We start from the raw sequence: 24,127 nt of genomic DNA, 5'->3' as shown, positions 1-24,127 counted from the left end.
AAGCACGGCAAGAGCTTGTAGCCGAAGTAGCTCTTGCCGTGCTTCTGGGCCCAGCGCGCCTGCACGTCCTTCTGCCGGCGCTTGGCCGGCGACCACTCGGCCGGCATGGCGTCCTGCTGAACGATCTCTTTCTCGTCCCTGGTCAGTGTCTGCCTGGGCACCGACACGATGCTGGCATCGATCATCTGCCCGGCCCGCGCGATGTAGCCCTGGCGGTCGAGTTGTCGGCTCACCGCTTCGAAGATGCGCGCGGTGGCGTCGGCCTTGATCAGCCGCTCTTTGAAGGTCCAGATGGTCGTGCGATCGGGCGCTTGCGAACGCTGCCTCAGCACCACGAAGCGCTGGAAGCTCAGCCGGTCCAGAAGCTGGAACTCCATCTGCTCGTCGCTGTGGTTGTACAGCTGCTGGATCACCAGCATCCGGACCATCAACTCGGTCGGAAACGGCGGCCGTCCACCACGTTCGCGTCCGGGCCGGGGCGCCGCCTCGTCGATCTCCGCGGCCTGCGCCGCAAAGTCCACGTGCGCGGCCAGTTTGCCCAGCGCGTCGCCGACCTTGTCCAGCTTCGTCTCGCGCGCTTGCTCCGCAAACAGACTGACCTTGATCATCTCCACTTCCTCATGCCCCCGACACAGGCCATCATGCCAGCGTCCGCGCGGTTTTTCGAGGTGCCATTCAGACTTGCGCGCGGATCGAATTCCGCAAAACCGGCATTAATCGAGCAAGATCATCGCCAAGATTCATCAACTTGATTTTCTCGACAATCTCCTTCTTGCGTTTTGTTTTCATGACGCGATTTTCACGTTCGCTCAAGCCTGTCGCGTCAATCCAATCGGCCGTACTCGTGTCAAACAGAGCAAAATCCCGCTCGCCCACCCCTATCTTGCACAAAAGACTTAGCAGTTTCTCCTTGCGCTCCGCGTCTTCGCCTTCGCGCATCGCCGTGTCGGTGTCCATGATTTCGCGGCGCGCATAATCCGCCTCATCCCCATCCTGATCTTCAATCCCTTCTGTTAAAGACGGAATGGAGTAGTTGTCTTGTATAATGCCAGGCTGACAGTATCGCGCGATCTGGTGGAAAAAAGTTACCTGCTCAATCCCGTCGTTTGCAGGTTTTTTGTGCAGATAATCCAGCACACGCGCCGCGATTTCGCAAGAAAGGTCTTCATGATTTGAGAATAAACCGCCGTTTGATTGGCTGAATGCAGGGTTGTTCCGCCACAGCCTAGCTGTGCGTTTTGCCTCTGCCATCAGCGCGTGCGCCGGCCAGTCGCGAAGCGGGGTTACTGAAAGATAGGGAACGCTTGCCGTGGTCGCCATGGTCATAATCCTCTGATGTGCGGTGGTTTAAGCAAAAAATGCAGGTAGTTGAAATTCTGTCTGCGCTCGATTTTGTTTGGCGCAACGCTGCACCGGCAAATCAATCACGCCGGCGACGGCGCGAGTCGCCCAGATTCCAAGCACAAAAACAGAGTGCACGAACGTTGCAATCGATTGCCCACCCATTGACTTCACTTTGCGTGCCATTTTTTCAAGCGCGAGCAACGCATGCCGAGCGACGACATATCCCCGCGCGGCGCCTTTTGCCTCGGTTTTCTTGGCCTGCGAGGCAAGAAATGCCAAGCGCCGCCCCGCGCGGCCGAGTCTCCATGTCTTGACAAAGGCGGTCGAAGATTTACAGAGTGCAAGCCAATTATGTCCAGCCTTCTTATTTTCGAGGCTGTCTATTATTTGTTGGGCTCGTTGTGCGGTCGTTGTCGTCATTGCGGTTACTCCTTAATGTGCAGTGACCACATTTTCGCCGGGAATGGCGAATAATCGCAACTAGCAACATATAATCATCAATCAACGGCTAATAATCAACAAACAAACATCAGAGGAACAACGTAAGAACAACAAAGAACCACCAAGCAACCAACCCAAATGCGTGGATTGGCGAGCCGCCCTAAAAAGAAACAGTTGGTAACTGCCGCCCCGCGCGATACCCCCGTATCAATCGGGAGCAGGTCATGAGCGGTGAACAACAGACATCGAAGGCGCGGCAGACCGAGGCGCTGCGCCGTGCGCTGGGTGGGAAAATCCTTGGTTTTTTGGATGACCCAAAAGTCGTCGAAATCATGCTCAACCCGGACAGCACGCTCTGGGTGGATCGGCTCGGGGCCGGCATGGAGTGCGTGGGCGAAGTGCCCGCTGTGCAGGCGCTGAGCATCGTCAACACGATCGCCGCGATGCTGGGCGCCGTGGTGACAGCAGGGCACCCGATTCTCGAATGCGAGCTACCTCTGGATGGCAGTCGTTTTGAGGCACTGATTCCACCCCTGGTTGAACGGGCTAGCTTTGCCCTGCGCAAGAAGGCGACGCTGGTGTTCACGCTGGAGGATTACGTCGCCAAGGGCATCATGACCAAGGCTCAGAAGCAGGTGATTGAAGAGGCCGTTTCGGGGCGGCAGAACATTCTTGTGAGCGGCGGCACCGGCACAGGCAAGACGACCCTTGCAAACGCCATCCTGGATTGCGCGGCTCGACTTGATAGGGAGCACCGCGTGGTCGTGATTGAAGACACGCGTGAGCTGCAGGTCAATGCCGAAAACGTCGTGTTCCTGCGCACCAGCGACAACATCGACATGACGAGGTTGCTGCGCGCCACCATGCGCCTGCGCCCGGACCGTATCGTGGTGGGCGAAGTGCGTGACGGCAGCGCCCTGGCTCTGCTCAAGGCCTGGAATACGGGCCATCCGGGCGGGGTCGGAACGGTGCATGCCAACGACGCCAGCGCAGCGCTGATCCGTGTCGGCCAACTGGTCCAGGAGGCTGGTGTGCCGTCGAACCCGGAGTTGATCGCCGAAGCAGTCAATGCGGTCGTGTCGATCAAACGCACGGCAACTGGGCGGCGAATCGAGGAAGTCGTTGCGGTGCGGGGATGGTCGGCCGGCGGTGGATTCCACGTCGAGCGGCTGGCCTGATCATTTTCTTTGCCCCTGCTTTTGTCTTGACGCCGCACGCAGCGCCGGTGCGCTTTGCCGCCCGCTGGCATATCCCCGTCAGCACACCTTACGGGGACCCCCATGCCCGCACCGGCCAACAACAAGAACAAACCCGTCCGCGACCCGCGCGACCTGTTTTTCCACTTCCGCTGCACGCGCGCCGAGATCGACGTGATCCACCGCAACGCCGCGCAAGGGGGGCTGCGCCCCGGCGTTTTTGTGCGCGATGTCGCCTTGTCCGGCGGCAAGCTGCGCATCGTCTCCCGCGTCGATGAAAGCGCCGTGTTCGAGCTGCGCCGCCTCGGCGCAATGCTCAAGGGGCTTTACCCCAAGACCGCCAACTGGACGAACGAAGAAAAGCGTCGCCACTGGGACGCCATGAAGGCCGTACTGGAGCATGCCGACAAGTTGGCGGGCGACGCAAAGGATCCTGCAGAACGCGGTGAGCAACAAGGCAGGTCAGCCTGATGCTTGCCAAAGTCATCAAGCTCAAGAACACGCGCGGCGGTCGGGTCTCCGCGCACCATGGCGTGCAATACATTTTTCGCGACGGCGGCGAAGAGCCCGCGCTGGAGCGCGATGTCGCCGGTGGCAGTTTCAACCTGGAACTCAGCGATCTCGATCTGACCGATCCGCTAGATCGCGGTCTGGCGATCCGCATGATGGACTACACCGCCGATGCGGGCCGCCTGCGTAACCGGTTCACCTCCAATCCCTTTTATCACTACGCGCTGTCCTGGCGAGAAGGCGAACGCCCCACGCCGGAGCAGTGCCGTGATGCTGCTGCCCATACGCTCAAAGCGCTCGGCATGGATGAGAATCAGGCGGTGTGGGGCCTGCACACCGACCGCGATCACCACTGGCACATCCACGTCTTTGTCAACCGTGTTCACCCAGGAAAACTCCAACTGTCCGGCCCTCCGAAGCTGGATTTCCTGGTACTGGACAAGGCTTGCCGCGAACTGGAACTTGCCCAGGGCTGGGCGCACGACAAAGGCCCGCATGTCGTCACCGACGGCGCGATCCAGCGTCTGGGCAAAAGCCAGCGCGAACAACTTGGCCTGCGCAAGACCGACCGCGCACCGACACCTGGCGCGCGCGCAGCGGAAGTCCACACCGGCGTTCCCAGCTTGTCGGAATGGCTCGACAAGCGAGCCAAAGATGAGCTGCTTGCTGCGCGTTCCTGGGGCGAACTGCACGACATGCTGGCCGAGCGTGGCTGCGCGCTGCGGTTGAGCGGCGGTGGTCTGGTCATCGACACCAAGCTGCCCGATGGCCGCGCCACCAGCACCAAGGCCAGCGGCGTGCATTACAGCCTGAGCCTGGGTCGTCTGGAAAAGAAATTCGGTGCGGCCTTCTTTGCCCCCGACATCTCCGCCGTGAAGGCTCACCCAGCGAAAACCTACTCCCGCTTCGTCGATGGCGTGCGCGCCGGAACCGAACCGGGCCTGCAGGAGATTCCTGGACATACTGGGGCGACCCCGGAGCGGCAAGCTAAACGCGAAGCCCGCGTCCTGGCGCGAAAGGAACTGGCGGACACCTACAAACGCGAGCAGGCAACACAGAAACAAGCGCGCAGCACGCTGGTGTCCAGCCTGCGCGCGCGTCATCAGGGTGAACGGGTCACGCTCCGGCAGGAACTCAAGGCCCTCAAACCGGCGCGCATCGCGCAACTCACCGCCGAGCACGGAAGCAAGCAGATAGCGCAAGGACTGTGGGCCGCCAAAGCCGTCATCCGTCGGCAGGAACTGCAAAAGCGGCAAAAGGCCGAGCGCACGTCGTTGACCAAGGACGCGCCACACCTCGACTGGCCGACCTGGCTGGAACGCCAGGCCATGGCGGGCGATGACGCCGCGGCATCGGCACTGCGTGGCATCCAGTACCGCGAAGGACGGCAGAAGAACAAGAGCAAAAACGGCCTCGAGGGGGAAGATCTGGATCCACTGCGCGCGAATTCCGTCGCAGGCGCCATTGGCGGTTTGCCGCCCGACCCCACGGCAGAGGTAAGGAAAGCCTTTGCACTGGAAGACGCCCGCATCCAGGTCGACCGCCGCAACCAGCGCATCGAGTACAGCGATCAGAGCGGGCGAGTGCACCTCACCGATTCAGGGGCGCGCGTGGATGTCCATACACCCGATGCCGACACCATCGAAGCGGGTTTGCGCCTCGCTGCGCAGAAGTTCGGAGGTGAAGTGTTCATCACAGGACACGCCGCTTTCCGCGAGCAGGCCGCGCGGCAGGCCGCCCGCCTGGGTGTGGGTGTTCAGGATGCCGACCTGGAGCACATCGTCGAGCAGGAGCACGCACATATCGCGGTCGAGCGCACGCCGTCTCGACCACCGCACCCCGCCCTGCTCCGTGATCCGCCGCCGCGCTGAATCGCGCTTTGCCGCCCATTCGTATATCCATGCATGCAAGGCGTTCGCCGCGCGGTGTTGTCACAACCGGTCACTCAGTCACTTGATCACGAAAGGATCAGCCATGAAGTTCTCCACCACCCGCAACCTGCGCGCCGCCGTGGTGCGTCGCTTGTCTCTCGCTGCCACCGTGTTCGCGGCAACGACCATGGAAGCTTTTGCGTCCACCTCTGGCGGCCTGCCGTGGGACACCCCCATCCAGACGCTGCAGAACGATTTGACCGGCCCGGTCGCCACCGGCATCAGCGTGATCGCCTTCCTCGCCGCAGGCGCCGCCCTGGTGTTCGGTGAAGAGCTGGGCGGGATAGCCAAGAAAGCCTTGTACGTCGTGTTGGGTGTTGCCATGATCGTCATGGGCAACAAGTTCCTAGCGGCGCTGGGCCTGTCCGGCGCGGTGATCTGAGGAGCCACCGTGGACGATCAGGACAACTCCGCGCCGATCCATGGGTCGCTCAACCGTCCGCTGCTCATGCTCGGCGGTGAGCGCACCCTGGTGCTCGGTCTCATGACTCTCGCCGGGGTGTTCGTGTTTTCGCTGGCCAAGCTGTGGGCGGCGGGTCTCGGGATCGGTCTCTGGGTGCTAGGCACCTGGGCGCTGTCCCGCGCCGCGTCATTCGATCCGCAGCTTTCCAAAACCGGACGCCGCTCTCTCGCATTCAAACGCTTTTACGCCGGTCGCGCCACGCCGTTTGGCAAGTCGCGCGAGTGGAAGTAGCCACCCAAAGGAACACCCATGCTTGCTCTCAAAGAATTCCGCGACCGCGCCGCCGGTCTGCCCGACCTGCTGCCCTGGGCGGCCCTGGTCGATGACGGCATTGTGCTGACCAAGGCGGGCGCGCTGCTTGCAGGCTGGTGGTATCAAGGCCCCGATCTGGACTCCGCAACCAAAGGAGAACTCGGCGCGATGGCAGCGCGCATCAACAACGCGCTGTCGCTCAATGATGGCTGGGTGATCAACTGCGACGCCATCAGGCAGCAGGCCCCTGGCTACGCCAAGGCCGGAGCATTCCCCGATCGCACCACGCGCCTGATCGATGACATGCGCAAGGCGCGGAATGAAGGCCAGCATGCGGGATTTGAGAGCCGGTTCGCTCTCACCATCTCCTGGTTCCCCGATCCCGATGCGGCAGACAAGGCTGCGTCCATGTTCATCGATGGCGGTGAAAAATCCGGCGCCGCCGCGCGCAACCTGCAGCGCTTCAAGGATGGCATCCGCGAAGTGGAATCACGTCTGTCCACGGTCGTCAAGATCAAGCGTATGTCTGACGCTGTGGAAGAACGCACGGGTGCGGTCACCAGCACACTACTGGGCTATCTCGAATCCTGCGTCACATTGAATGCGCCCCGTCTCGTGAAGATGCCCGAAGTGCCGATGTACCTGGACGCCGTGATCGGCCAACACGACTTCACCACGGGGTTTGAGCCATGCCTCGATGGCCGTCCGATGGTCTGCCTGGCCGTCGAAGGCTTCCCGGCTTTTTCTGCCCCTGGCATCCTCGATTTCCTGTCGCGCCTGCCGGTGGCCTACCGCTGGAGTAACCGCTTCATTTACCTGTCACAAGCACAGGCCGACAAGGTGCTCAACAGCTACCGCAGCAAGTGGGCGCAGAAGCGCAAGAGCATGATGAATCTGGTGCGCGAAGCCTCGGGTGGCGCGGCGACGCACCTGAACATGCACGCGGTCGAGCAGACCGAAGATGCCGTGGCCGCGATCAGCGAGAACCAATCGGGTGCGGTGCGCTTCGGCTACTACACCAGCGTCATTTTGCTGGCGCACGCGGACAGTACAGCGCTGGACGAGATCGCCCGCGAGGTGCGCAAGATCATCGAGAACGCTGGGTTCGGTGCGCGCATCGAGACGGTCAACGCGGTGGAAGCGTATCTGGGCACGATGCCAGGCAACACCCACGCGAACGTGCGCCGCCCGCTGATCAACACGCTGAATCTGGCGCACATGCTGCCGTTCACCGCTGTCTGGGCCGGGCCGGATAACAACCCCTGCCCGTTCTACCCACCCAACAGCCCGCCCCTGCTGTACGCCAAGACCGACGGGGCCACTCCGTTCCGTTTGAGTCTGCACGCTAGCGACCTGGGGCATACCGTGATTCTGGGGCCGACCGGATCGGGCAAGTCCACCTTGCTGTCGACCCTTGTTGCGCAGCAGTTTCGCTACAAAGACGCGCAGGTCTTTGCTTTCGACATGGGCTATTCCATGTTGCCCCTGTGCTGGGGTGCGGGCGGGCAGCATTACGACATCGGCGGCGAGCATGGCGACCTGGCGTTCTGTCCTTTAGGCCGCGTGAATGAGCCGAATGATCGGGCATGGGCCGCCGAATGGATCGAGCAACTATGCGAACTGCAGGGGGTTCGCATCACCCCGGAGCATCGCCAGAAGATTTACCGCGCGATTGTGCAACTCGGCCAGTCCACCGACGCGATGGCGCAGCGCACCATGACCAACCTGCTCATTCAACTGCAGGATGTGGAACTGCGCGACGCGCTGGGTTACTACACCGTCAGCGGCGCGGCCGGGCATCTGCTGGACGCCGAAACCGATGCGCTGGCCGAGGACCCGTTCCAGGTGTTCGAGATGGAGCATCTGATGAACAAGGGCGACAAGGTGGTGCTGCCGGTTCTGTCCTACCTGTTCCACCGGATTGAGCAGAGGTTCAAGGGCCAGCCGACTCTGCTCGTGCTGGACGAAGCCTGGATCATGCTCGGGCACCCCGCGTTCAAGGCCAAGATCCGCGAGTGGCTGAAGGTGCTGCGCAAGGCCAATGTGGCCGTGGTGTTCGCCACGCAGTCGCTCACCGACCTGACCAAATCCGGCATCGCCGATGTGATCTTCGAGTCCTGCCCGACCAAGATCCTGCTGCCCAACCCGGAAGCGATGACCGAGAACATCCGTCCGCTGTACGAAGGGGTCGGCCTGAACCAGCGGCAGATCGAGATCCTGACGATGGCAACCCCCAAGCGGCAGTATTACGTCATCCATCCCGATGGCCGTCGCCTGTTCGAGCTGGGACTGTCCGCGCCCGAAATCGCCTTCGTTGGCGCGTCGGGCAAGGAAGACGTTGCCCGCATCCGCGAACTGCGCGGCTCGCTGGGTGATGCCTGGCCCGCGCAGTGGCTACGCGAGCGCGGCCAGTTCGACGCGGCGCAGAAGTGGGCAGCATATTGATGCAGGCGCGGCTGCGTGCCGCCTCGCGGCATATCCCTGCATCTACTTCGACGCACGAGGTCATCATGCGCAAAGCCCTGCTCCCCATTCTTCTTGCCCCTCTCTTTCTGTCTGCCTGCGCCAACCCTGGTGTTCCTGACGCGTCTGCGCTGGGCTACACCGTTCAGGGGTCGCAGCAGGCGCAGGCCGTTCAGTTCGGCACGGTGCTGTCCATTCAGCCGGTGCTGATCGCGCCGAATTCCACCGGCATCGGCACGCTGGGCGGCGCCGCTGCGGGCGGCTATCTCGGTTCGCGCACCGGCAATGGTCGTGGATCGACCGCGCTTGCCATCATCGGCGCGGTGGCTGATGGCCTCGCCGGGAGTGCTGCGGAAGGTGCTGTGACCCGTGCGCAGGGTCTGCAGATCACCGTGCGCCTGGATAACGGCCAAGCAATTGCGATCACGCAGGCAGCCGATGTGCAACTGTCCGTCGGCCAGCGCGTTGAGATCATCGGCAATCTCTACGGCGGCAAGGCGCGCGTGCTGCCGGTGGACTGATCGGTGATGTTGCGGTATGCCGTGTCCACGGCATACCCAACCAAGCCCGAAAACAGGGGCAAGAAAGGATCTGCCATGAAAAAAACCATCCTCGCCGCCGCACTGGCGGTATTGCCGTTGCTGGCGTTCTCGCAGACCGCGCCTGCGCCCGTCCCAGATCCCACAGCGCAACAAGCGCTGAGCACGGCGGCGAAACAGAATTCCACCAGCGCCTACAACGCGGGCGTGGCGTATGACGACCAGCAGGCATACCAGGCAGCAGCGAACACGGCGCAAGACATCTCGAACCAGGACGCGGCCAGCGTCGGTAGCGGCTATAGCGGCATGGGCTATAGCGACGCCTGGCAACAGGCATCTGACCAAGCGCAGTCCGTTGCAAACGACAACCAGACTCAGGCGGACAACCAGATTCCCGTGCAACTGCAAAGCCAGGCCTCGCAGAACACCGCGTATAGCGCCGAGGTGGCGGCTGCGCCCGCCGTAGCGCAATCCAACAGCGACGCCGCGCAATCGTCTGCCGCGTCCGGGTCGGCACAGTCCAACAGCAGCATCGCGGAGAGCACGGGCGTCCCGCAAGGACAACCGACGGTGACGAACAACACCGGCGAGTACCTGATTGCCGGGGCCGCCACCCAGGCCGCGATGAATGGGATGACCTCCACCGGCTTCACTGCGAATAAAACCGCCTATCAGGACGCGCAAAATGCCGCGTCCTGCGGCAGCCCTTATTGCGCAGCGGGTTGGATGGCGGCCAACGCCGTCGAGCAGAACATCGCCAATGGCGCTTACGCCGGTAACGTCGCCGCAGCGCCTGTCCTAGGCGCGGCATTGAATACCGCTGCCGCCGCATCCGCGCTGTCCAGCGCAGCGGGCACGCTGCAGCAGATCCAGTCCATGACGGGGGTGCAGCAGGGGCAGACAGCGGGTTCGACGAACACTCAGCAGGCGCTCACGCAAACGACGGCGAAGACCGGCGTGCAACAAGGGCAATCCGCGACGATGGCCAACACGGATACGTCTTACACCAGCGCGGCAGATGCCCAGCAAGCAACACTGAACGCCACCAGCCAGAAAAATCAGAACGACGCCGTGACCGCAGCGCAGGCGGGTATCGCCGGACTGAACGCCGAGTACTCCCGCAATGCGGCGAACCAGATTGCCAGCTATGACAACAGCCAGGCGCAATCCACTGGCGACCCAACCTGGACTCAGTCCGCTGGCATCGCGCAGCAGCAGGTTGAGCAACAGGCGTCGATCTACGGCACGCAGCAGGCGATTCAGATCTCGGAGACAAACGACGGCAACTCGACGTATAGCGCCGCGACCGCAGCGGCTCCCGCCATTGGTAACACCTTCAACGCCGCCGCCAGCACGACCGCGACGACGGATGCGTCGAGCACGTTGCATCAGATCGGCGCGGCCACTGGCGTGCCTCAGAACGGACAGTAACCGGAGATCACCATGACCTTGAAGACATACCTCCTCGCCCTGACTTCACTCGCGGTCATCGCCACGACACCCACCCACGCCACGGGCCTGATCGCCGGGGCGACCTTCCCAGAGCAGATCACCCAAGAATTGACGCTGGTCGAGCAGTACGCCACGCAGGCGCAGCAGCTTCAGGCGCAGTTTCAGATGGTCTACAACCAGGCGCTGAATCTAAAGGATCTGCCGACGCAAGTCTGGCCGAACATCTCCGGTCAGTTGCAGTCGCTCGTGAACCTCGTCGGACAGGCGCAAGGACTGACCTACGCGGCGCAAAACACCGCTGCTGGGGTCCAGCAGCAGTACGGCGTGAATGGGCAGGATTACCAAACCAACCTCTCGCAATGGAACGGTAACCTGACCAGTCAAATCCAGCAAGCGCTGAATTCCTATGGCTTGCAGGCGCAGGACTTCCAGACCCAGCAGCAAGCCCTGCAGCAGATCCAGACCGCCAGCCAATCAGCATCGGGACGCATGCAGGTGATGCAAGCGGGCAACCAGATCGCCGGGATGATGGTCAATCAGTTGCAGGGCCTACAGCAGACCATGATGACCAACAGCCAAGTGGAACTGAACGCGATCGGCGCGAAAAACGCGCAGGACTTGCAAAAGAACCAGATCAATCAGCAATTCATGACGGGAACGACCGGGGCGGGCTTCTACTGATCTGCCGCCTTGGGTAATATCCACAGTACAGACGGCCTTCGGGCGCGAGTGCGGGGCGACTCATCGAAACAGCCCCAGTTCTCAATCACTCTTCCTCGCGCAAGGAGCGCCCCATGAAACCGTCTGCACGTCATTCCATTCCCGCCCTGCTTCTTGTTGCCGCCGCCCTGCTGTCGGGTTGCGGGCGACAAGCCCCGTCCGTCACCGCGCCTGGCGTGGGGCAGATCGCTGGGGTCAAGATCAACACCGATGAAGGCCCGTTCGGTGGGCAAACGGTCGCCTGGTACACAGCACAGTTGAACAGTCACGCTCTCGTTGCCGCCGCATCCGATCCCGCATGGCAGGAAGCCTTGTGGTGTAGCGGCAAGGATGCCCAGGGCAACGCCGCCGCGAGTGCCGATGCGGTGACAAAGCGTCGTGGCACGGTGTCCTGCCATAACCTGTATGCTGGGGCGGATCAGGCGCAAGGGCCGTATGCCAGGCGCGATCATGCCTGGTTCAAGGCACACCCCAAGGAGCACACGATTCAGGGTGCATGGTGTCAGGCAATGGGCGATGGTGGACTTGGTGCGACCGGCGCGTGCGCTGCCGTGGAAACCACGGGCGCGGGGTTTTACTGATCACCGGTCCGCTGTCTGGACAATCGCCGCAAGTCGGCCCGCTGGTTCTGTCTGGCCCGCTGGTCGCTCGGCGTGCTGGACAGGAACACCAGACCGCCCCCGCCGCAACGCGATGCGCGGAGATGTCCGCTTGCAGTGTGCTCAAAACACAGTGACGGAAATTCGCGCTCAAGTTCGCGCAGCAGTTTGGTTGTTGATCTCCCCATAAGCCGCTATGCCGAGAAGCGGCATGTGCCCGCGTCACCATTCTTTGCTCCTGCCTGTGCACCGTCGAAAACGGGTGCAGTTGCGCCACAGTTATCACCGCTGCCGCCTCGCCGCATATCCATCTGTCAACTCCATCGACAGGTGAACCATGAAACGCAATCGTTCCGTACGCTGGCTGCTGCTGGTCCTTCTGCTCAGCCTTGCCGTGCCTTCCGCTTATGCCGGAAACGGCGTTCTTGACCAGATTCAGGGCACATTCCAACAGGCGTCAACGGGCTGGATGTCGTCGTCGCTGAATCTCGCCCGCCCGCTGTTCTTCGGTCTGGCCGGGCTGGAGTTTGCCTGGGCCGCGATGAATTACACACTGCGCAAGAATGATCTCGGCGAACTGCTGACCTCGATGACGCTCAAAATTCTCGGCATCGCGTTCTTTGCGATGCTGCTGACCGAAGCGCCGACCTGGATCCCGCCCATCATCAACAGCTTCACCCAGGCAGGCCAGACTGTCGGCGGTGGCGGAGCCACGTCGATTTCCACCACGGTTGGCCCTTCTGAAATTCTGACGCAGGGCATCGATACTGCGGCCAAGGTTGTTTCCGTTGCGGATGGAATCAACAACCAGCAAACCGCTGGTAGTGTCAGCCTACTCAGCCCCGGCAAGTCCCTCGCAGCCATCGGCACAAACCTGCTCTCGGCCATCTTCATCGGCATAACGGGCCTGATGGTGATCCTAGGTTTCCTCGCCATTGCCATCCAGTTGCTCATCACAACCATCGAGAGCTACATCGTGATCGGCGGTGGCGCCCTGATGCTGGGGTTCGCCGGTAGCCGCTGGACACTGCCGTTTGCGGAAAAATATTTCGGCTACGCAGTGAGCGTCGGCATCAAGCTGTTCACGATCTATCTTGTTGCCGGATTCGGCGGCCAGCTTGCGAACATCATCATCCAGCACTGGGCTGCCGTGCAGGCGTTGCCTCCTGGACAGAACACGGTGGGGCCGCTGGACTTTATGGCCGCTGGCGCAACGTCGCTGGCTTACGGAGCGGTCGGCTACATGGTGCCGGGTATCGCTGGCTCCATGATGAACAGCTCTCCCTCCATGAGTCTTGCGAACGCCGGCGCCGCTGCTGGCGGCATGGCGGCGGCTCCAGTTGCCGCCGGGCTGGCGGGCGCTGCGGCTGGCATGCAGGCGGGTGGCATGGCCGCCGGTATCTTCAACCGCACGCAGTCCGCCGCAAAGGGTGGCATTGGCGGAAGCGCCATGCTTCCCGGCGAGCCTGTCGGTGGCGTGTCGGGCACGTCGCGGCTGGAATCCCTGGCATCGGGCGCGGGTTCGGGCATGCAGGCCGCAGGCAAAGGTATTCGTGCTGCCGGCACGGCAGGCAAAGGTCTTGAGGCCGCGAGGCAGGCGGCCAAGGGGGCCGGGAAAGCCACAGGTAATGCAGCCGAAGCGGCTGGGCAAGCCGTCAAGGGTGCAGGCGATGTCGTGAAGTCCGGCGCCGAGCTCGGCAAGGCGAATGCGGCAATGACGCAAGAAGCGGGATTGTCCCCGGCTCAGACCACGGTGAACGCTACGCCTGGCGGAAACGGGTTCGCCTCTTCATCAGCCCCCATCGGGGAGAATGCCGACGGGCCGACTGCGGCCAGTGGCACGGATGCGTCTGCCGCGCAGCGCCAGTTCGAGAGCGACAATGGGCCGCCCGAAAAAAATCGCAGCATCGGAGACAAACTCAAGGATGGCGCGCAGAGTCTGCAGCACGAATCGAACCGGCGCAAACCCGGGCTGTCCCACGACGGCCAGAGCGGCGGCGTGAGCATCCGCATGAATCACATCGACTGATTGTCTTGCCCCTCGATTAACCCGGTCAGCCGCAAGGTTCGCCGGGCTTTTTCATGTCATGCCGCCCTTGCGCATATCCCCAGTGACGCAACACTACTGGGGTTTTTCATGTCTGCATTCGAGCAGTCTGTCCTGTCTAGCCTGGAAGCTCACGGTTGGGCGATTGGAAAACCGCGCCAGGCGCGCGAGGGCACGATGTACCGCGCCAACGATGGTGCCGGATCAACCGATGCGCAAACCGTCTTGATCAAAGACAGCATCGCGGTGATCACGTCGCATCGCGGCGGCGTGGATCTCCCCGCGCCATGGCGGGCGGGTCGAGAAGCAAAGGATGGATCGCCAACCGCCTACATCACGGCACGGGATCTGGGGATCGACCTTGCGTCAATCCAGCATGCGCCCCAGCGAGCATCTGTGCCTGCAGCCGTCATCGAGCCGGTTGACGAGGCCTGTATTACGGGAGTTCGCGCCGCCTGGAACGCCAAAGCGTTCCCGCGTGACGATCACCCGCAGTTCGTCAAGGGCGGCTCCTGGGTGCATCCGTGCGGCATTCGCGAGTTTCCTCAGGGGCACCGGCACGCAGGCGATCTGATCGCTCCGCTGTTCCGTCCTGTGGAGCCAAACGCGCTTGCGCTGGAGCTCTGTGGGGCGCAACAACTGCTGCGCAACACAACGGCTATACCGGACAAGTATGTCGTCCCCGGGAGCAAGTTAGCTGGCGCGTTCGTGCCGCTGCCGCTGCGGGAAGCGGCCTTCAAGTCTGGAGCGGCACTGGATGCTTCCTGGTTGCCGTCAGGCGCCCGCATCGTCGTCACCGAAGGCGTGCGCACCGGGCAGGCGGTGAGGTCAGCAACCGCCGGCTGGGATTCACGCGATGCCGATGCGAAGCAGACCGTCGTGCTCGCGGCCCTGTCGGCCAACAACTTGCCGGCTGTGGCGCGCTGGCTCAAGGCGTCCGGATTGACTGTTAGCCACGAGATTGTCTTCGCTGCCGACAACGACCTTCGCAAAGAAAGCCACGCCAACTCGTTTGTCGGGATCCGCAAGGCGGTTGAGGCGGCGGAGCTTTGCGGCGGCAAGGTCGCCCTGGTGGACAACGACAGGCCTGGTTTCGACGCCCACGATTTACTCAAAAGCCATGGTGCAGACGTCAAGTCTGGACACGCCGCAGTGCGCATGTTCCTTGACACCGCGCGCACCGGCGGGCAAGTCAAGACTGATCGCGCGGAAGCCTTCTCGCCGCCGGGTGCGGGCCAAAGTCAACAGCAGGGGCAAGCAAGGATGGTTGGCCAAGCCGCCAAGCCGTCGCCGTTCAACAGACTGGCCACGCGCCATGCGCTGGGGCGCTGATCATTCTTCCGCTTCCGGCGTCTCACGCTTTGCCGTGTCCACGCCATAAGCACTCAACCCGGCCTCGCCGGCAACCCAGGAGTATTGCTATGACCCCCGAACAAATCCGCGACAGCCTTCGCGTTTTGTACGACTCGCGTGATCTCGAAAGTTCGATGAACGCGGCAATGGTCGGAAAAAAGGCCGCGTTTGTCTCCCCGATCATCGCACCTGAGAGCACCGACCTCGTCCTGCTGGGCGTCCATGTTCAGAAGTACCAGCCCACACGTAGCGCGGTGAACATGCTCGATGGTCGTGACCGGCTGGACGTGCCTGCGCAGTTTGGTTTTGCCGTCCCAGGGTTTTCTCACGCGATGCAAAACCAGCTTGCCCGCGACGGCTCAGCGCCTGGCGCATGGCTGCACATCAGTGGCCCACTCAGTCCCATTGTCGTCACACACAGCGCCGCATCCGCATTGGCGATCAACACACAGGGAACCGGAAACGCGATTGCTTCGCTGGATGTTCTCAACATGCGTCCGGTTGCCGCATGGGCGCTGTCGCAAGGCAAGACTGTGGTGATCGTTCCGGACAACAGTGACCTGTCGCGCGCCGCAGCACATGACGCCGCCCGCGCGCTGGGGGACAAGGTTCTTGTGGCAAAGCCCGCGTATCAACCCAGCCAGCACAACGTCATGGGAGCGCTGATCGATGCGTACGCCCGCGCTGCGGAGCTTTATCCGCCATCCGTGGACATCGGCGAAGAGACCCGCAATATGTACCTGCGTCGTTCGCATGTCGTCGATGCACGCGTCCGGCTGATGTTTGACCCCATCAGCGAAGCCAAACCCTGGACGCCAGGCATCGGTCGCACGGCGTCCATGCACGAGCTTGCCACTGGCGCCGAGCGCTGATCAGGAGATTGTCATGTTCAAAAGCGCGGAATTCGAAGCCGATTTCGGCAGGCAAAGTCCCGATTCCACCCGCCAGTCCATGCTCGCCGCGATGCGCGGCACGCATGCCCAGTTTGCCGTCCCCGTGTTTCGCATCATTGGCGACACAATGCGTCTGGACGGCGCGCAGAAGGTCGAGGTCAATCCCGACAAGGCGGCGATCTACCCCGGATCTCAGTTCGGCGCAGCCTCGTTCTCGATCATCCCGGTCACCGAAGCCATGCGCCTCAAGATGATGACCGGTGAGCCGATGACCGCCAAAGACGCGCCAGACCCCGCCGAGTTCGGCAGTCAGGTGATCGTGACGCATTCGGTTGCTTCCGGCCTGGCGATCTATCACGCTACGGGCGAGCGGGCCATCGTCATGCCAGCATTCACCCCGGAAAACATGAAAGCTGTGGCCGAGTTCGCCAAGAACACGCTCAAGGCCAAGGACATCGTGGTGGTGCCCGACAACACGCCGCAGTCCAAACGCGCCGCGCGCGAAGCGGCGCAGGCCGTGAATGGAAAGGTCGCACAGATCGACTACAGCTCCGAGCAGAAGAACCTGCTGGGCGTCATGGCGGAAGCGCACCAGTGGGCCGACAAGCTATTCCCAGCGCCCGAAACCGTTCTCGATGAAGTCCGGCGCGACAAAGCTGTGCAGGGCGCCGCGAAACGCTACATCCGTGAGCCGATCGCCAACGCCCCGAAGTGGGACAAGTCTCCCATTCCCATTCCGACGCTGATCCAGGGCCGCCCGGTTCCTGTGCAACGCCAGACTGCTGCGGACATCGAGCGGTAAGCCGTTTGCCGTGTCCACGCCATAACCATGCATCTGCAAACCATCAAGCTCTCACCAGGAGAAACCCATGAGCGCACTTGACACACTCGACACGCTGATCGGCCAGGCCCAATCGGACACCGATCCCCAGCCCCAACTCGAAGCGCAGGAAGCACCTGCCGCTTCTCTTGCCCCTGATGTTGCCGTGGGCGCTGATTCCGCGCCTGCCGCCGACGCCGATTTGTCGGTGGAGCAGCACAAGCGCCTGGACTTTCTGCACGAGTACGACGAGCTGTCGGCCCCGGCGCGCACCGCGCGCAACGCCGCCATCGATGCGTTCGATGCCGACTGGCGCGAGCGCTGGATGAAGCTGCAGAGCGAGGTCGAGGAAGCCCGCGCCAAGCGCGCGGAATCGCTGACTGCCGAGGGCGTGGATGCGCATTTGCACGAGAGCCTGCTGGCGAAGGAAACCGCCGCTTTAGTGGAAGACTTCGAAGCGCGCAAGGCAGCCGCGGCGCGAGATCTCGACAAGTCCATGCCGCGCCCCGCCCGCTGGGTCGATTTCCTGGGCGAGAAAGCGCAGGAGAGCCCCGGCGATCCGGTACTGGACTCGCTCCTGGAAGAGGCAAAGAAGGCCCCGGATCCCGGCATCGAGGGCTTCGGTGGCGTGCCAGCCAAAGCGGTCACCCTGTCCGATTTGGTGCACAACATCGACAAGGACGGCCAGATTCACTACAAGCGCGGCCTGCGCACTGTGATCCATGATCGCGGCTCGCGCCTGGACGTGCAGCGCAACGATGACCGAGACATCGAAGCGGCACTCAAGATTTCCGCGCAGAAGTTCGACCTGCAAAAAGGCTTGATGCTGACTGGCGATCTGGCTTTCAAGATCAAGGCCGCCGAGATCGCGGGCAAGCTGGGCTATCCGCTGCAGAACAGCGAACCCGAAGTGCTGATGGCCTGGAAAAAGGGCCGTGACCTGAACCCGCAATTCAAGCGTGCGGTCCTGCCCAGTGTGGAGCGTGGCATCACCGGCGACTTGGCGGTGGCCAAGCCGATTCCTCAGCGCACAGGCCCGGTGCAACTACGCGCCGATCCGCTTACCGTCGAGCAGGCCGATACGCTGGGGGTCACCCCCAACGGCGACGGCGTGGTAGTGATGCCTGCCGAGCGCGTGCTGGCCGCAGGGGCCGCATTCCGCGACACCCAGAATGCTGCGCTGCGCGTGCTGGCCGGATCCGACTTGCGCAAGTCTGACGGCGGTGTGGACATCGGCAAGCTCAAGGAACTCGCACCCAACCTCACCAGCAACGGCTCCCTCACCGAACTGGCGCGTGACATCGTGATCGTGCGCGATGACCGCGTGATCCGCACCCGCGAATCGCTGGACAAGGAACTGGAGCCGGTGTTCAAGGTGGTTTACATGACAGCTGGCGAGCGCGCGCGGGAGAACGAGGAAGTGGCCGCGAGCATCGCCAAAGCGCAGGAAGCTGGGCGCGCCACAGTGCAGGAACAGGCGCAGGAGGCGAACGAAAAGAGCCTGCTGGTGCGCAACGCCGATCAATCGCTGGACAAGGAACTTGCGGAGAAGACGGCGAAGAAGGATGGCAGCGAAGAGAAAGAGTAGCGGCGCGAGATCAAGTCCGACGAAAGGGCCATCCCCGCGCCTGCCGTCTTCCGTTCCGGGCGCACCGGCCGGAGCATGGACATGGGCCAGTGCATCGGGTTCTGACGATTCAACAGGATCTTGGAGAACAACATGACCGTAGAAACACCTGACACACCGATCGAAATCCTCAAGCGCGATGCGCATCACCTGGGCGCTGTCGTTGATCACGACTGGGAACACGTCCCTGCTGATGCGCTTGCGCATGAGCAGGCTCTGCTGGACGCCCTGGAACTGGGTGTCGAGAACGTTGGGCTGGGAGTTTGAGCATGAACATCGCGATTGATGACCTGAACCCGGACCTGCGTCTTGGCGTGCAGGCCTACAGCTTTCTCGCTGCCGACAGGGGGCCGGGAGACTATCCGTTTGGCGACTTCGCCGACATTGTGAATGCGCGTTACAACTCACCCAACGCACGTGCCATCGCCGATGCGTTCCGGGCGGTGCCCGAGGGTGTCCTGACGATCAACCCTGACCGCACGGTGTCCGTTGAGCTACCGGACCCGCGTGCGATCGCACTTCAGCAAGATGCGCTTGACGAATCGCCTACTCCGGTCGCAACCACGCCCGCGCCGACGCGCAGCGCACAGGTAGGGGCAAGGAAAGAGCTTGCGCCAGACAAGGCACCGCCGCGCGACTTCCGCCAAGAGTTCACCGACAAAGTGATTGCGGCCATCGAGTCCGGCCAGGCGCTTCCCTGGGACAAGCCTTGGCACACGATGCAAGGGCTCCCGCGCAATGCAGTTTCCGGCAAAACCTATGCGGGCGGCAACCGCGTGGTGCTGGGTCTGGTCGCGATGGAAAAGGGGTACACGGACCCGCGCTGGATGACCGTCAAGCAATCAAACGATCTCAGCGGCTTTGTCCGCAAAGGCGAAAAAGGCGTGATGATTGAGCGCTGGGACAACAAGCCGTTCTGGCAACGGCGGGATGTCGAACTCAATCTTGGCAGACGCCCCGTCATGGTGGATGCGAAGCGCGGGGTCGACGCGGCGGGTGTGCATCTCATGGGCGGCCAAGTCGTCCATGCAGTCCAAATCACCGTCAAGCATGACGGCAGGGACTACACCTGGAAGCAGGCCGAGCGCGCGCTGGATCTGCTGGTGGGCCGCAACTATGTCGTGTTCAACGCCGAGCAATGCGAGGGCCTGAAGCTGGAACCCCTCGCTCCGCGTCAGGATATTCCCATGGACAAACGCGGCGAGCAATTGATGACAGCAATGCAGGAAGACGGCGTGCGCTTCGTGCATCAAGGGTCATCCGCGTACTACTCCCCGCCGGGCGACCTCATCGCCCTGCCCCAGCGTGACACGTTCAAATCGGTGGCGGGCTACTACGGTACTGCGCTGCACGAGATGGGACACGCCACGGGCGCCGAGAAGCGCCTGAACCGCGACGGCATCACGGGCGGCCACGCCTTCGGCTCCGAGGGCTACGCACGCGAAGAGTTGCGTGCCGAACTGTTCTCCGCCTTCATGTCGGCGGAAACCGGCATTCCGCATGATGATGACCAGCACACGGCGTATCTCCAGTCGTGGGCCAAGGCGCTGAAGCAAGACAAGAACGAAATCTTCCGTGCCGCAGCCGAGGCTGGCAAAGCGGTGGACTATGTGCTGGGCAAAGAGCAGGACTTGCTGCAGAAGATCGATCGCATCTACGGGCAGCTTGTCGGGCCGGAGACCGCGGACCTGTCCAAGGCACCACACGAGTTGACGTTTGCCGAGTTCAGCAAAATCGCCCACGCGGAAAAGCTGGGGCAGAGTCATGGGCGCCAGTGGGAGGTGTTCTACGGCAAGGAATCCTTGGGTTTTGCCAATGGAGCGACCATCGAGGGAGCCTACCGCCAGGTGCATGAGCGCGAGGTCAACAACGCGCTGTACGGCAATCAGCCGGATTCCCCCGATTTCCTGCGCAAGTCCATGCCGCCACCGCCAGTGCTGGCCGAATATCCAGCCCTGAAAAGGCTGTGGGCGCGCGTGATCGAGGCGCATCAGCCTGACGCGCAGGAAGTCGATACACCGGAGCGGCAGCATCAGCGCCCTGAGTCGCAGCCGCCACAGCGCCGCAGTCAGCCCCGGCGAGAAGCGGAGATTGAGCGCTGACCCGCCGTGCCGCCCGCCTGCATACCCCTGCAAGCGGGCCTTCCGCTTGCTCTCCTTCATCAAGCTATGAAAAAGCTCATCCTCTCCTCATCCCTCGCCGCTGCTTTGTGCGCATTGGCCCCCGCCTCATTTGCCGCCACCACCGTTTCTGCCGGGGTAGACCGCATGAATATTGGCGGCGGACGCGCAATGAATGAACTCAACCTCGGCGTAACCAGCCAAAGCGGCAACATGCTGTACGGCGCCTCGGCCGCGTTGAGCAACCCGATTGGCGGGATCAACGGCATGCAGTCCCGCGCGTTCGCTGCCAGCGTGGGCACCGTCGTGGCGTCTGCCGGCCCCGTTGAGCTGGCGCCATCGCTCGAGATCGGCTACGACAAGCTCGGCGACGGTGCGCTCAAGCACTTTGCCGCCGGAGTCGGCGCGATGTACAGCGCGCGTGACGTGAACGTTTTCGCAGGCCTAAAGCTCGGCCGCGCATTTGGCGCCAACAATGGCTTCGACAGCGGGGCTTACACCGCCGAAAGCGTTGGGGTCGGCTACCACGTCGGCGCCGGCATGGTCACCGTTGCGTTGAGCAGCGCGCAGCTGCCAACCGTTGGCGGCCACATCAATGAAAACCGTGCCTCGGTGGGCTTTATGGAGACCTTCTAACCACAGACAACTCCGCGCGCTTTGTCGCGTAGCCCAAACCCGGCCCGCAGGGATGCGCACCGGGGTTTTTGCTGCCGCACGGTGGCATAGCCGTGTGTCCGACAACCCAACCCAAGGGGCAAAGAATGAGCGCTCATCAACATCAACCTGACCTTTATCACATCCCTCGCGCACAGAAGGACATTACCCGCTTCGTCTGGACGGCGCTGGGCCTGTTCATGATGATCGTTCTGGTCTCGATGGGGGCGGCAACCGAATATGCCGCATGGGCGCTGCAATGGAGCCCAATGCTGGGCAAGCCCATGCTTGCACCCACTGTGTATTTCCCGTTCGACATCTTGGTGTGGGCGTGGAAATTCAACTCGCTGGAATACGGCTTGGCTGTGATGAAGGTGTTCGAGAACGCGCACATGATCATGGGCGTTGGTGGTCTGCTGTCCTTACTGATGCCGGTTGCTCTGGCGTTACGGCGCACCCGCAAGGCGGCCGGAGAAAAAAATGATTTGCACGGGTCGGCGCACTGGGCGGAGCCTGAAGAGGTCGAGGCCACGGGTCTGCTGCCGAATGAGAAAAACGCGGGCGGCGTGTTTTTTGGCGACTACGACGAACAGTATCTGCGTCATGCCGGGCCGGAGCACATTCTTGCCTTTGCCCCGACTCGATCCGGCAAGGGCGTGGGCATCATCCTGCCGACGCTGCTGTCATGGAAGCATTCCGTACTGGTCAACGACATCAAGGGCGAGTGCTGGCATTTCACCGCAGGCTGGCGCAGCAAGGCCCTCGGCCAGCGCTGCATCAAGTTCGACCCGGCCAATCCCGGATCGGCCCGGTTCAACCCGCTAGCCGAGATCCGCGTGGACGGCAACCTGATCAAGGATGTGCAGAACATCGCCACCATGATCGTGGACCCCGACGGCAAGGGGTTGAATGATCATTGGGCCAAGACCGGCTTCGATCTGATGACCGGAATCGTTCTGTTCGTGCTTCTGTATGACCCGATCCGGGACAAGTCGCTGGCGACGGTGCAGGCCATTCTGTCGGATGGCGGGCCGATTCGCGAGTTGGCCGAGCAACTAGCCGACGCTGCAGAGGAGCAAGACGGCGGCGGCAAGCGCATGGAGGGGTCTGCCGCCGTGATGACGGCGATCCGCGACACGGCGCACGCGATACTCAATGATGGCCTGGCCGATGAATTTTCTGCACACGGCTGGCGCGCTGCGGCGCAGGCCGCGCAGTCATTCTTGAACAAAGCGGGCAACGAGGCGTCAGGGGTGAACTCCACGGCGTTGTCCTTCCTGTCGCTGTACCGCGATCCGATTGTGGCCGAGAACACGCGGGTGTCAGACTTCACGCTGGAATCGTTGATGCAGCAGGCAACCAGCCTGTACCTGGTGGTGTCGCCCTCAGATAAAGACCGCTTGAAGCCACTGCTGCGCTTGATCCTGAACCAGACTGTGCGCCGGTTGACCGAGAGCATGGATTTTGACGCCAGTGGCGGCAAATCGCGTTATCCGCATCGCCTGCTGCTGGCGATCGATGAGTTCCCTGCGCTGGGCAAGCTCGACGTGTTCCAGGAAGCCCTGGCGTTCATTGCAGGCTACGGCATGAAGGCGTTGCTCATCGTGCAGGACTTGAGCCAGTTGTATGCGGCCTACACCAAAGACGAATCCATCATCAGCAACTGCCACATCCGCATCGCCTACGCGCCCAACAAGATCGAGACGGCGGAACTGTTGTCGAAGATGGCGGGCACAGCGACGGTTGAACACACGCAGCGGCAGTATTCGGGCAACCGCTTGGCCGTCGTGCTGCAGAACGTCAATACCAACGAACAGATCGTGTCGCGCCCGCTCCTGACGGCGGACGAGTGCATGCGCCTACCGCCTGAGGATGAACTGGTGTTCGTTGCGGGGCACGCGCCGATCTATGCCAAGAAAATCATCTATTACAAAGACCCGGAGTTCTCCGCGCGCTGCGCCGTGCCGCCGCCCAAGGAAACAGGAAGGGGCAAGGATTGAGCCTTGCCGTTGCAGTCAGCCCGGTCCGCCGCAAGGTTCGCCGGGCTTTTTTATGCCGTGCCGGTCTCTCGCATATCCCTGTGTGCGGGGCATCCGCTCCGCGCTGACTGCACGGGTCAGACCGTGTCTTCTCTTTGGAGATTTTGATCATGATGAAAGAAATTGGCAAACTGGCAAAACCCATCATGCTTTTCGGCGCTGGCCGCAACAAGCAGGTAGGCGATGCCGCAGACAAGCAGTCGGAGGCCGCAATAAATTCTGCGATCAACACCGCGCGCGGGTCGATTCAAAAAAACGTCCCAGCCCCCGCGGACATTTGGGTGGCGGCAGACAACGCAGAGAAAAAACTGGACTCTCTCAAGATCCCGGTGGCCGACCGTCCGGGCGCGATCATTTATTTCCGCCCGGAGGGGCCGGACGCCAAGTCATACAAGTATGCCCAGAACACGCTTGAGATGCAGGCAGAGCGCAAGCGTGACGGCTGGGTCGTGACCCACGTCGGCCGCACGCTGGTTTACCCACAGCAACCCGATACCGAGCAGTTGTTCCTGACGCCAAAGCAGCGCGACATCGCGATGGAGCGCGGCATGATGGCGCTCCAGCAGAAGTTCTCCGTGCAGGAGCCTCGGCAGCCAAAGCCGCAGGCTCAGCACGCCCCTGAACAGGGCGTCGGCATCGGCGGCTAATCCAGCCGCGGCGTGAG

23 protein-coding genes are annotated in these 24,127 nt (G+C 62.4%); 20 read left to right on the top strand and 3 right to left on the bottom strand.

Going from position 1 to position 24,127, the window contains the following annotated elements; genetic code table 11:
• The 3 genes from ACYCUK_RS03880 to ACYCUK_RS03870 form a co-directional block, all read right to left on the bottom strand.
• The coding region (locus ACYCUK_RS03880) for an IS5 family transposase (protein ID WP_461593518.1) at positions 1 to 608 on the bottom strand (608 nt) is incomplete at its 3' end.
• A 67-nt stretch (positions 609 to 675) separates the two neighbouring features.
• Positions 676 to 1,320, bottom strand: coding sequence for a hypothetical protein (locus ACYCUK_RS03875; RefSeq protein WP_461593517.1), 645 nt, complete (start codon positions 1,318 to 1,320; stop codon positions 676 to 678).
• A 27-nt stretch (positions 1,321 to 1,347) separates the two neighbouring features.
• Positions 1,348 to 1,764 (bottom strand): hypothetical protein, encoded by a 417-nt coding sequence (locus ACYCUK_RS03870; protein ID WP_461593516.1) that lies wholly within the window; start codon positions 1,762 to 1,764, stop codon positions 1,348 to 1,350.
• A 245-nt stretch (positions 1,765 to 2,009) separates the two neighbouring features.
• On the opposite strand from ACYCUK_RS03870, the gene trbB reads away from it, so the two are divergent.
• The 20 genes from trbB (at position 2,010) to ACYCUK_RS03770 (ending at position 24,110) form a co-directional block, all read left to right on the top strand.
• The gene (gene trbB / locus ACYCUK_RS03865) at positions 2,010 to 2,963 is read left to right on the top strand and encodes a P-type conjugative transfer ATPase TrbB (protein ID WP_461593515.1); all 954 of its coding nucleotides are present in this window, start codon (positions 2,010 to 2,012) and stop codon (positions 2,961 to 2,963) included.
• A gap of 102 nt (positions 2,964 to 3,065) precedes the next feature.
• Positions 3,066 to 3,452, top strand: coding sequence for a plasmid mobilization protein (locus ACYCUK_RS03860; RefSeq protein WP_461593514.1), 387 nt, complete (start codon positions 3,066 to 3,068; stop codon positions 3,450 to 3,452).
• Positions 3,452 to 5,362 (top strand): TraI/MobA(P) family conjugative relaxase, encoded by a 1,911-nt coding sequence (traI, locus tag ACYCUK_RS03855; RefSeq protein WP_461593513.1) that lies wholly within the window; start codon positions 3,452 to 3,454, stop codon positions 5,360 to 5,362. The genes ACYCUK_RS03860 and traI overlap by 1 nt, the downstream gene beginning before the upstream one ends.
• A 103-nt stretch (positions 5,363 to 5,465) precedes the next feature.
• Positions 5,466 to 5,804, top strand: coding sequence for a TrbC/VirB2 family type IV secretion system protein (locus ACYCUK_RS03850; RefSeq protein ID WP_461593512.1), 339 nt, complete (start codon positions 5,466 to 5,468; stop codon positions 5,802 to 5,804).
• Positions 5,805 to 5,813: 9 nt separating this feature from the next.
• Complete coding sequence (gene trbD, locus ACYCUK_RS03845) at positions 5,814 to 6,116, top strand: conjugal transfer protein TrbD (protein ID WP_461593511.1); 303 nt, start codon at positions 5,814 to 5,816, stop codon at positions 6,114 to 6,116.
• Positions 6,117 to 6,134: 18 nt separating this feature from the next.
• The gene (locus tag ACYCUK_RS03840) at positions 6,135 to 8,582 is read left to right on the top strand and encodes a VirB4 family type IV secretion/conjugal transfer ATPase (RefSeq protein ID WP_461593510.1); all 2,448 of its coding nucleotides are present in this window, start codon (positions 6,135 to 6,137) and stop codon (positions 8,580 to 8,582) included.
• Between the two features lie 65 nt (positions 8,583 to 8,647).
• Positions 8,648 to 9,121: an outer membrane lipoprotein gene (locus ACYCUK_RS03835; protein WP_461593509.1), complete on the top strand. Its 474-nt coding sequence runs from the start codon at positions 8,648 to 8,650 to the stop codon at positions 9,119 to 9,121.
• 75 nt (positions 9,122 to 9,196) lie between these two features.
• Positions 9,197 to 10,570: a hypothetical protein gene (locus ACYCUK_RS03830; protein WP_461593508.1), complete on the top strand. Its 1,374-nt coding sequence runs from the start codon at positions 9,197 to 9,199 to the stop codon at positions 10,568 to 10,570.
• A gap of 12 nt (positions 10,571 to 10,582) precedes the next feature.
• Positions 10,583 to 11,272: a P-type conjugative transfer protein TrbJ gene (trbJ, locus tag ACYCUK_RS03825; protein WP_461593507.1), complete on the top strand. Its 690-nt coding sequence runs from the start codon at positions 10,583 to 10,585 to the stop codon at positions 11,270 to 11,272.
• Between the two features lie 113 nt (positions 11,273 to 11,385).
• Positions 11,386 to 11,892: a hypothetical protein gene (locus ACYCUK_RS03820; protein ID WP_461593506.1), complete on the top strand. Its 507-nt coding sequence runs from the start codon at positions 11,386 to 11,388 to the stop codon at positions 11,890 to 11,892.
• Positions 11,893 to 12,247: 355 nt separating this feature from the next.
• Positions 12,248 to 13,939 carry a P-type conjugative transfer protein TrbL gene (gene trbL, locus ACYCUK_RS03815; protein WP_461593505.1) on the top strand — a complete coding sequence of 564 codons (1,692 nt, stop codon included), beginning with the start codon at positions 12,248 to 12,250 and terminating at the stop codon, positions 13,937 to 13,939.
• Positions 13,940 to 14,047: 108 nt separating this feature from the next.
• Positions 14,048 to 15,289, top strand: coding sequence for a hypothetical protein (locus tag ACYCUK_RS03810; RefSeq protein WP_461593504.1), 1,242 nt, complete (start codon positions 14,048 to 14,050; stop codon positions 15,287 to 15,289).
• A gap of 89 nt (positions 15,290 to 15,378) precedes the next feature.
• Positions 15,379 to 16,182: a hypothetical protein gene (locus ACYCUK_RS03805; RefSeq protein WP_461593503.1), complete on the top strand. Its 804-nt coding sequence runs from the start codon at positions 15,379 to 15,381 to the stop codon at positions 16,180 to 16,182.
• 79 nt (positions 16,183 to 16,261) lie between these two features.
• Positions 16,262 to 17,005, top strand: coding sequence for a hypothetical protein (locus tag ACYCUK_RS03800; RefSeq protein ID WP_461593502.1), 744 nt, complete (start codon positions 16,262 to 16,264; stop codon positions 17,003 to 17,005).
• Between the two features lie 67 nt (positions 17,006 to 17,072).
• A complete protein-coding gene (locus ACYCUK_RS03795; protein WP_461593501.1) occupies positions 17,073 to 18,611 on the top strand; it encodes an LPD7 domain-containing protein in 1,539 nt (512 codons plus the stop codon).
• 132 nt (positions 18,612 to 18,743) lie between these two features.
• Positions 18,744 to 18,917 (top strand): hypothetical protein, encoded by a 174-nt coding sequence (locus tag ACYCUK_RS03790; RefSeq protein ID WP_461593500.1) that lies wholly within the window; start codon positions 18,744 to 18,746, stop codon positions 18,915 to 18,917.
• 2 nt (positions 18,918 to 18,919) lie between these two features.
• A complete protein-coding gene (locus tag ACYCUK_RS03785; RefSeq protein ID WP_461593499.1) occupies positions 18,920 to 20,752 on the top strand; it encodes an ArdC family protein in 1,833 nt (610 codons plus the stop codon).
• Between the two features lie 66 nt (positions 20,753 to 20,818).
• A complete protein-coding gene (locus ACYCUK_RS03780; RefSeq protein ID WP_461593498.1) occupies positions 20,819 to 21,406 on the top strand; it encodes a hypothetical protein in 588 nt (195 codons plus the stop codon).
• 125 nt (positions 21,407 to 21,531) lie between these two features.
• A complete protein-coding gene (locus ACYCUK_RS03775; RefSeq protein ID WP_461593497.1) occupies positions 21,532 to 23,424 on the top strand; it encodes a type IV secretory system conjugative DNA transfer family protein in 1,893 nt (630 codons plus the stop codon).
• 149 nt (positions 23,425 to 23,573) lie between these two features.
• Positions 23,574 to 24,110: a hypothetical protein gene (locus ACYCUK_RS03770; protein ID WP_461593496.1), complete on the top strand. Its 537-nt coding sequence runs from the start codon at positions 23,574 to 23,576 to the stop codon at positions 24,108 to 24,110.
• The last annotated feature ends 17 nt before the right edge of the window (positions 24,111 to 24,127 follow it).

The organism is Thiomonas sp. (assembly GCF_054608695.1).
Note: the sequence above shows the minus strand (reverse complement) of the source record. Positions and strands in the feature narration are given on the sequence as shown.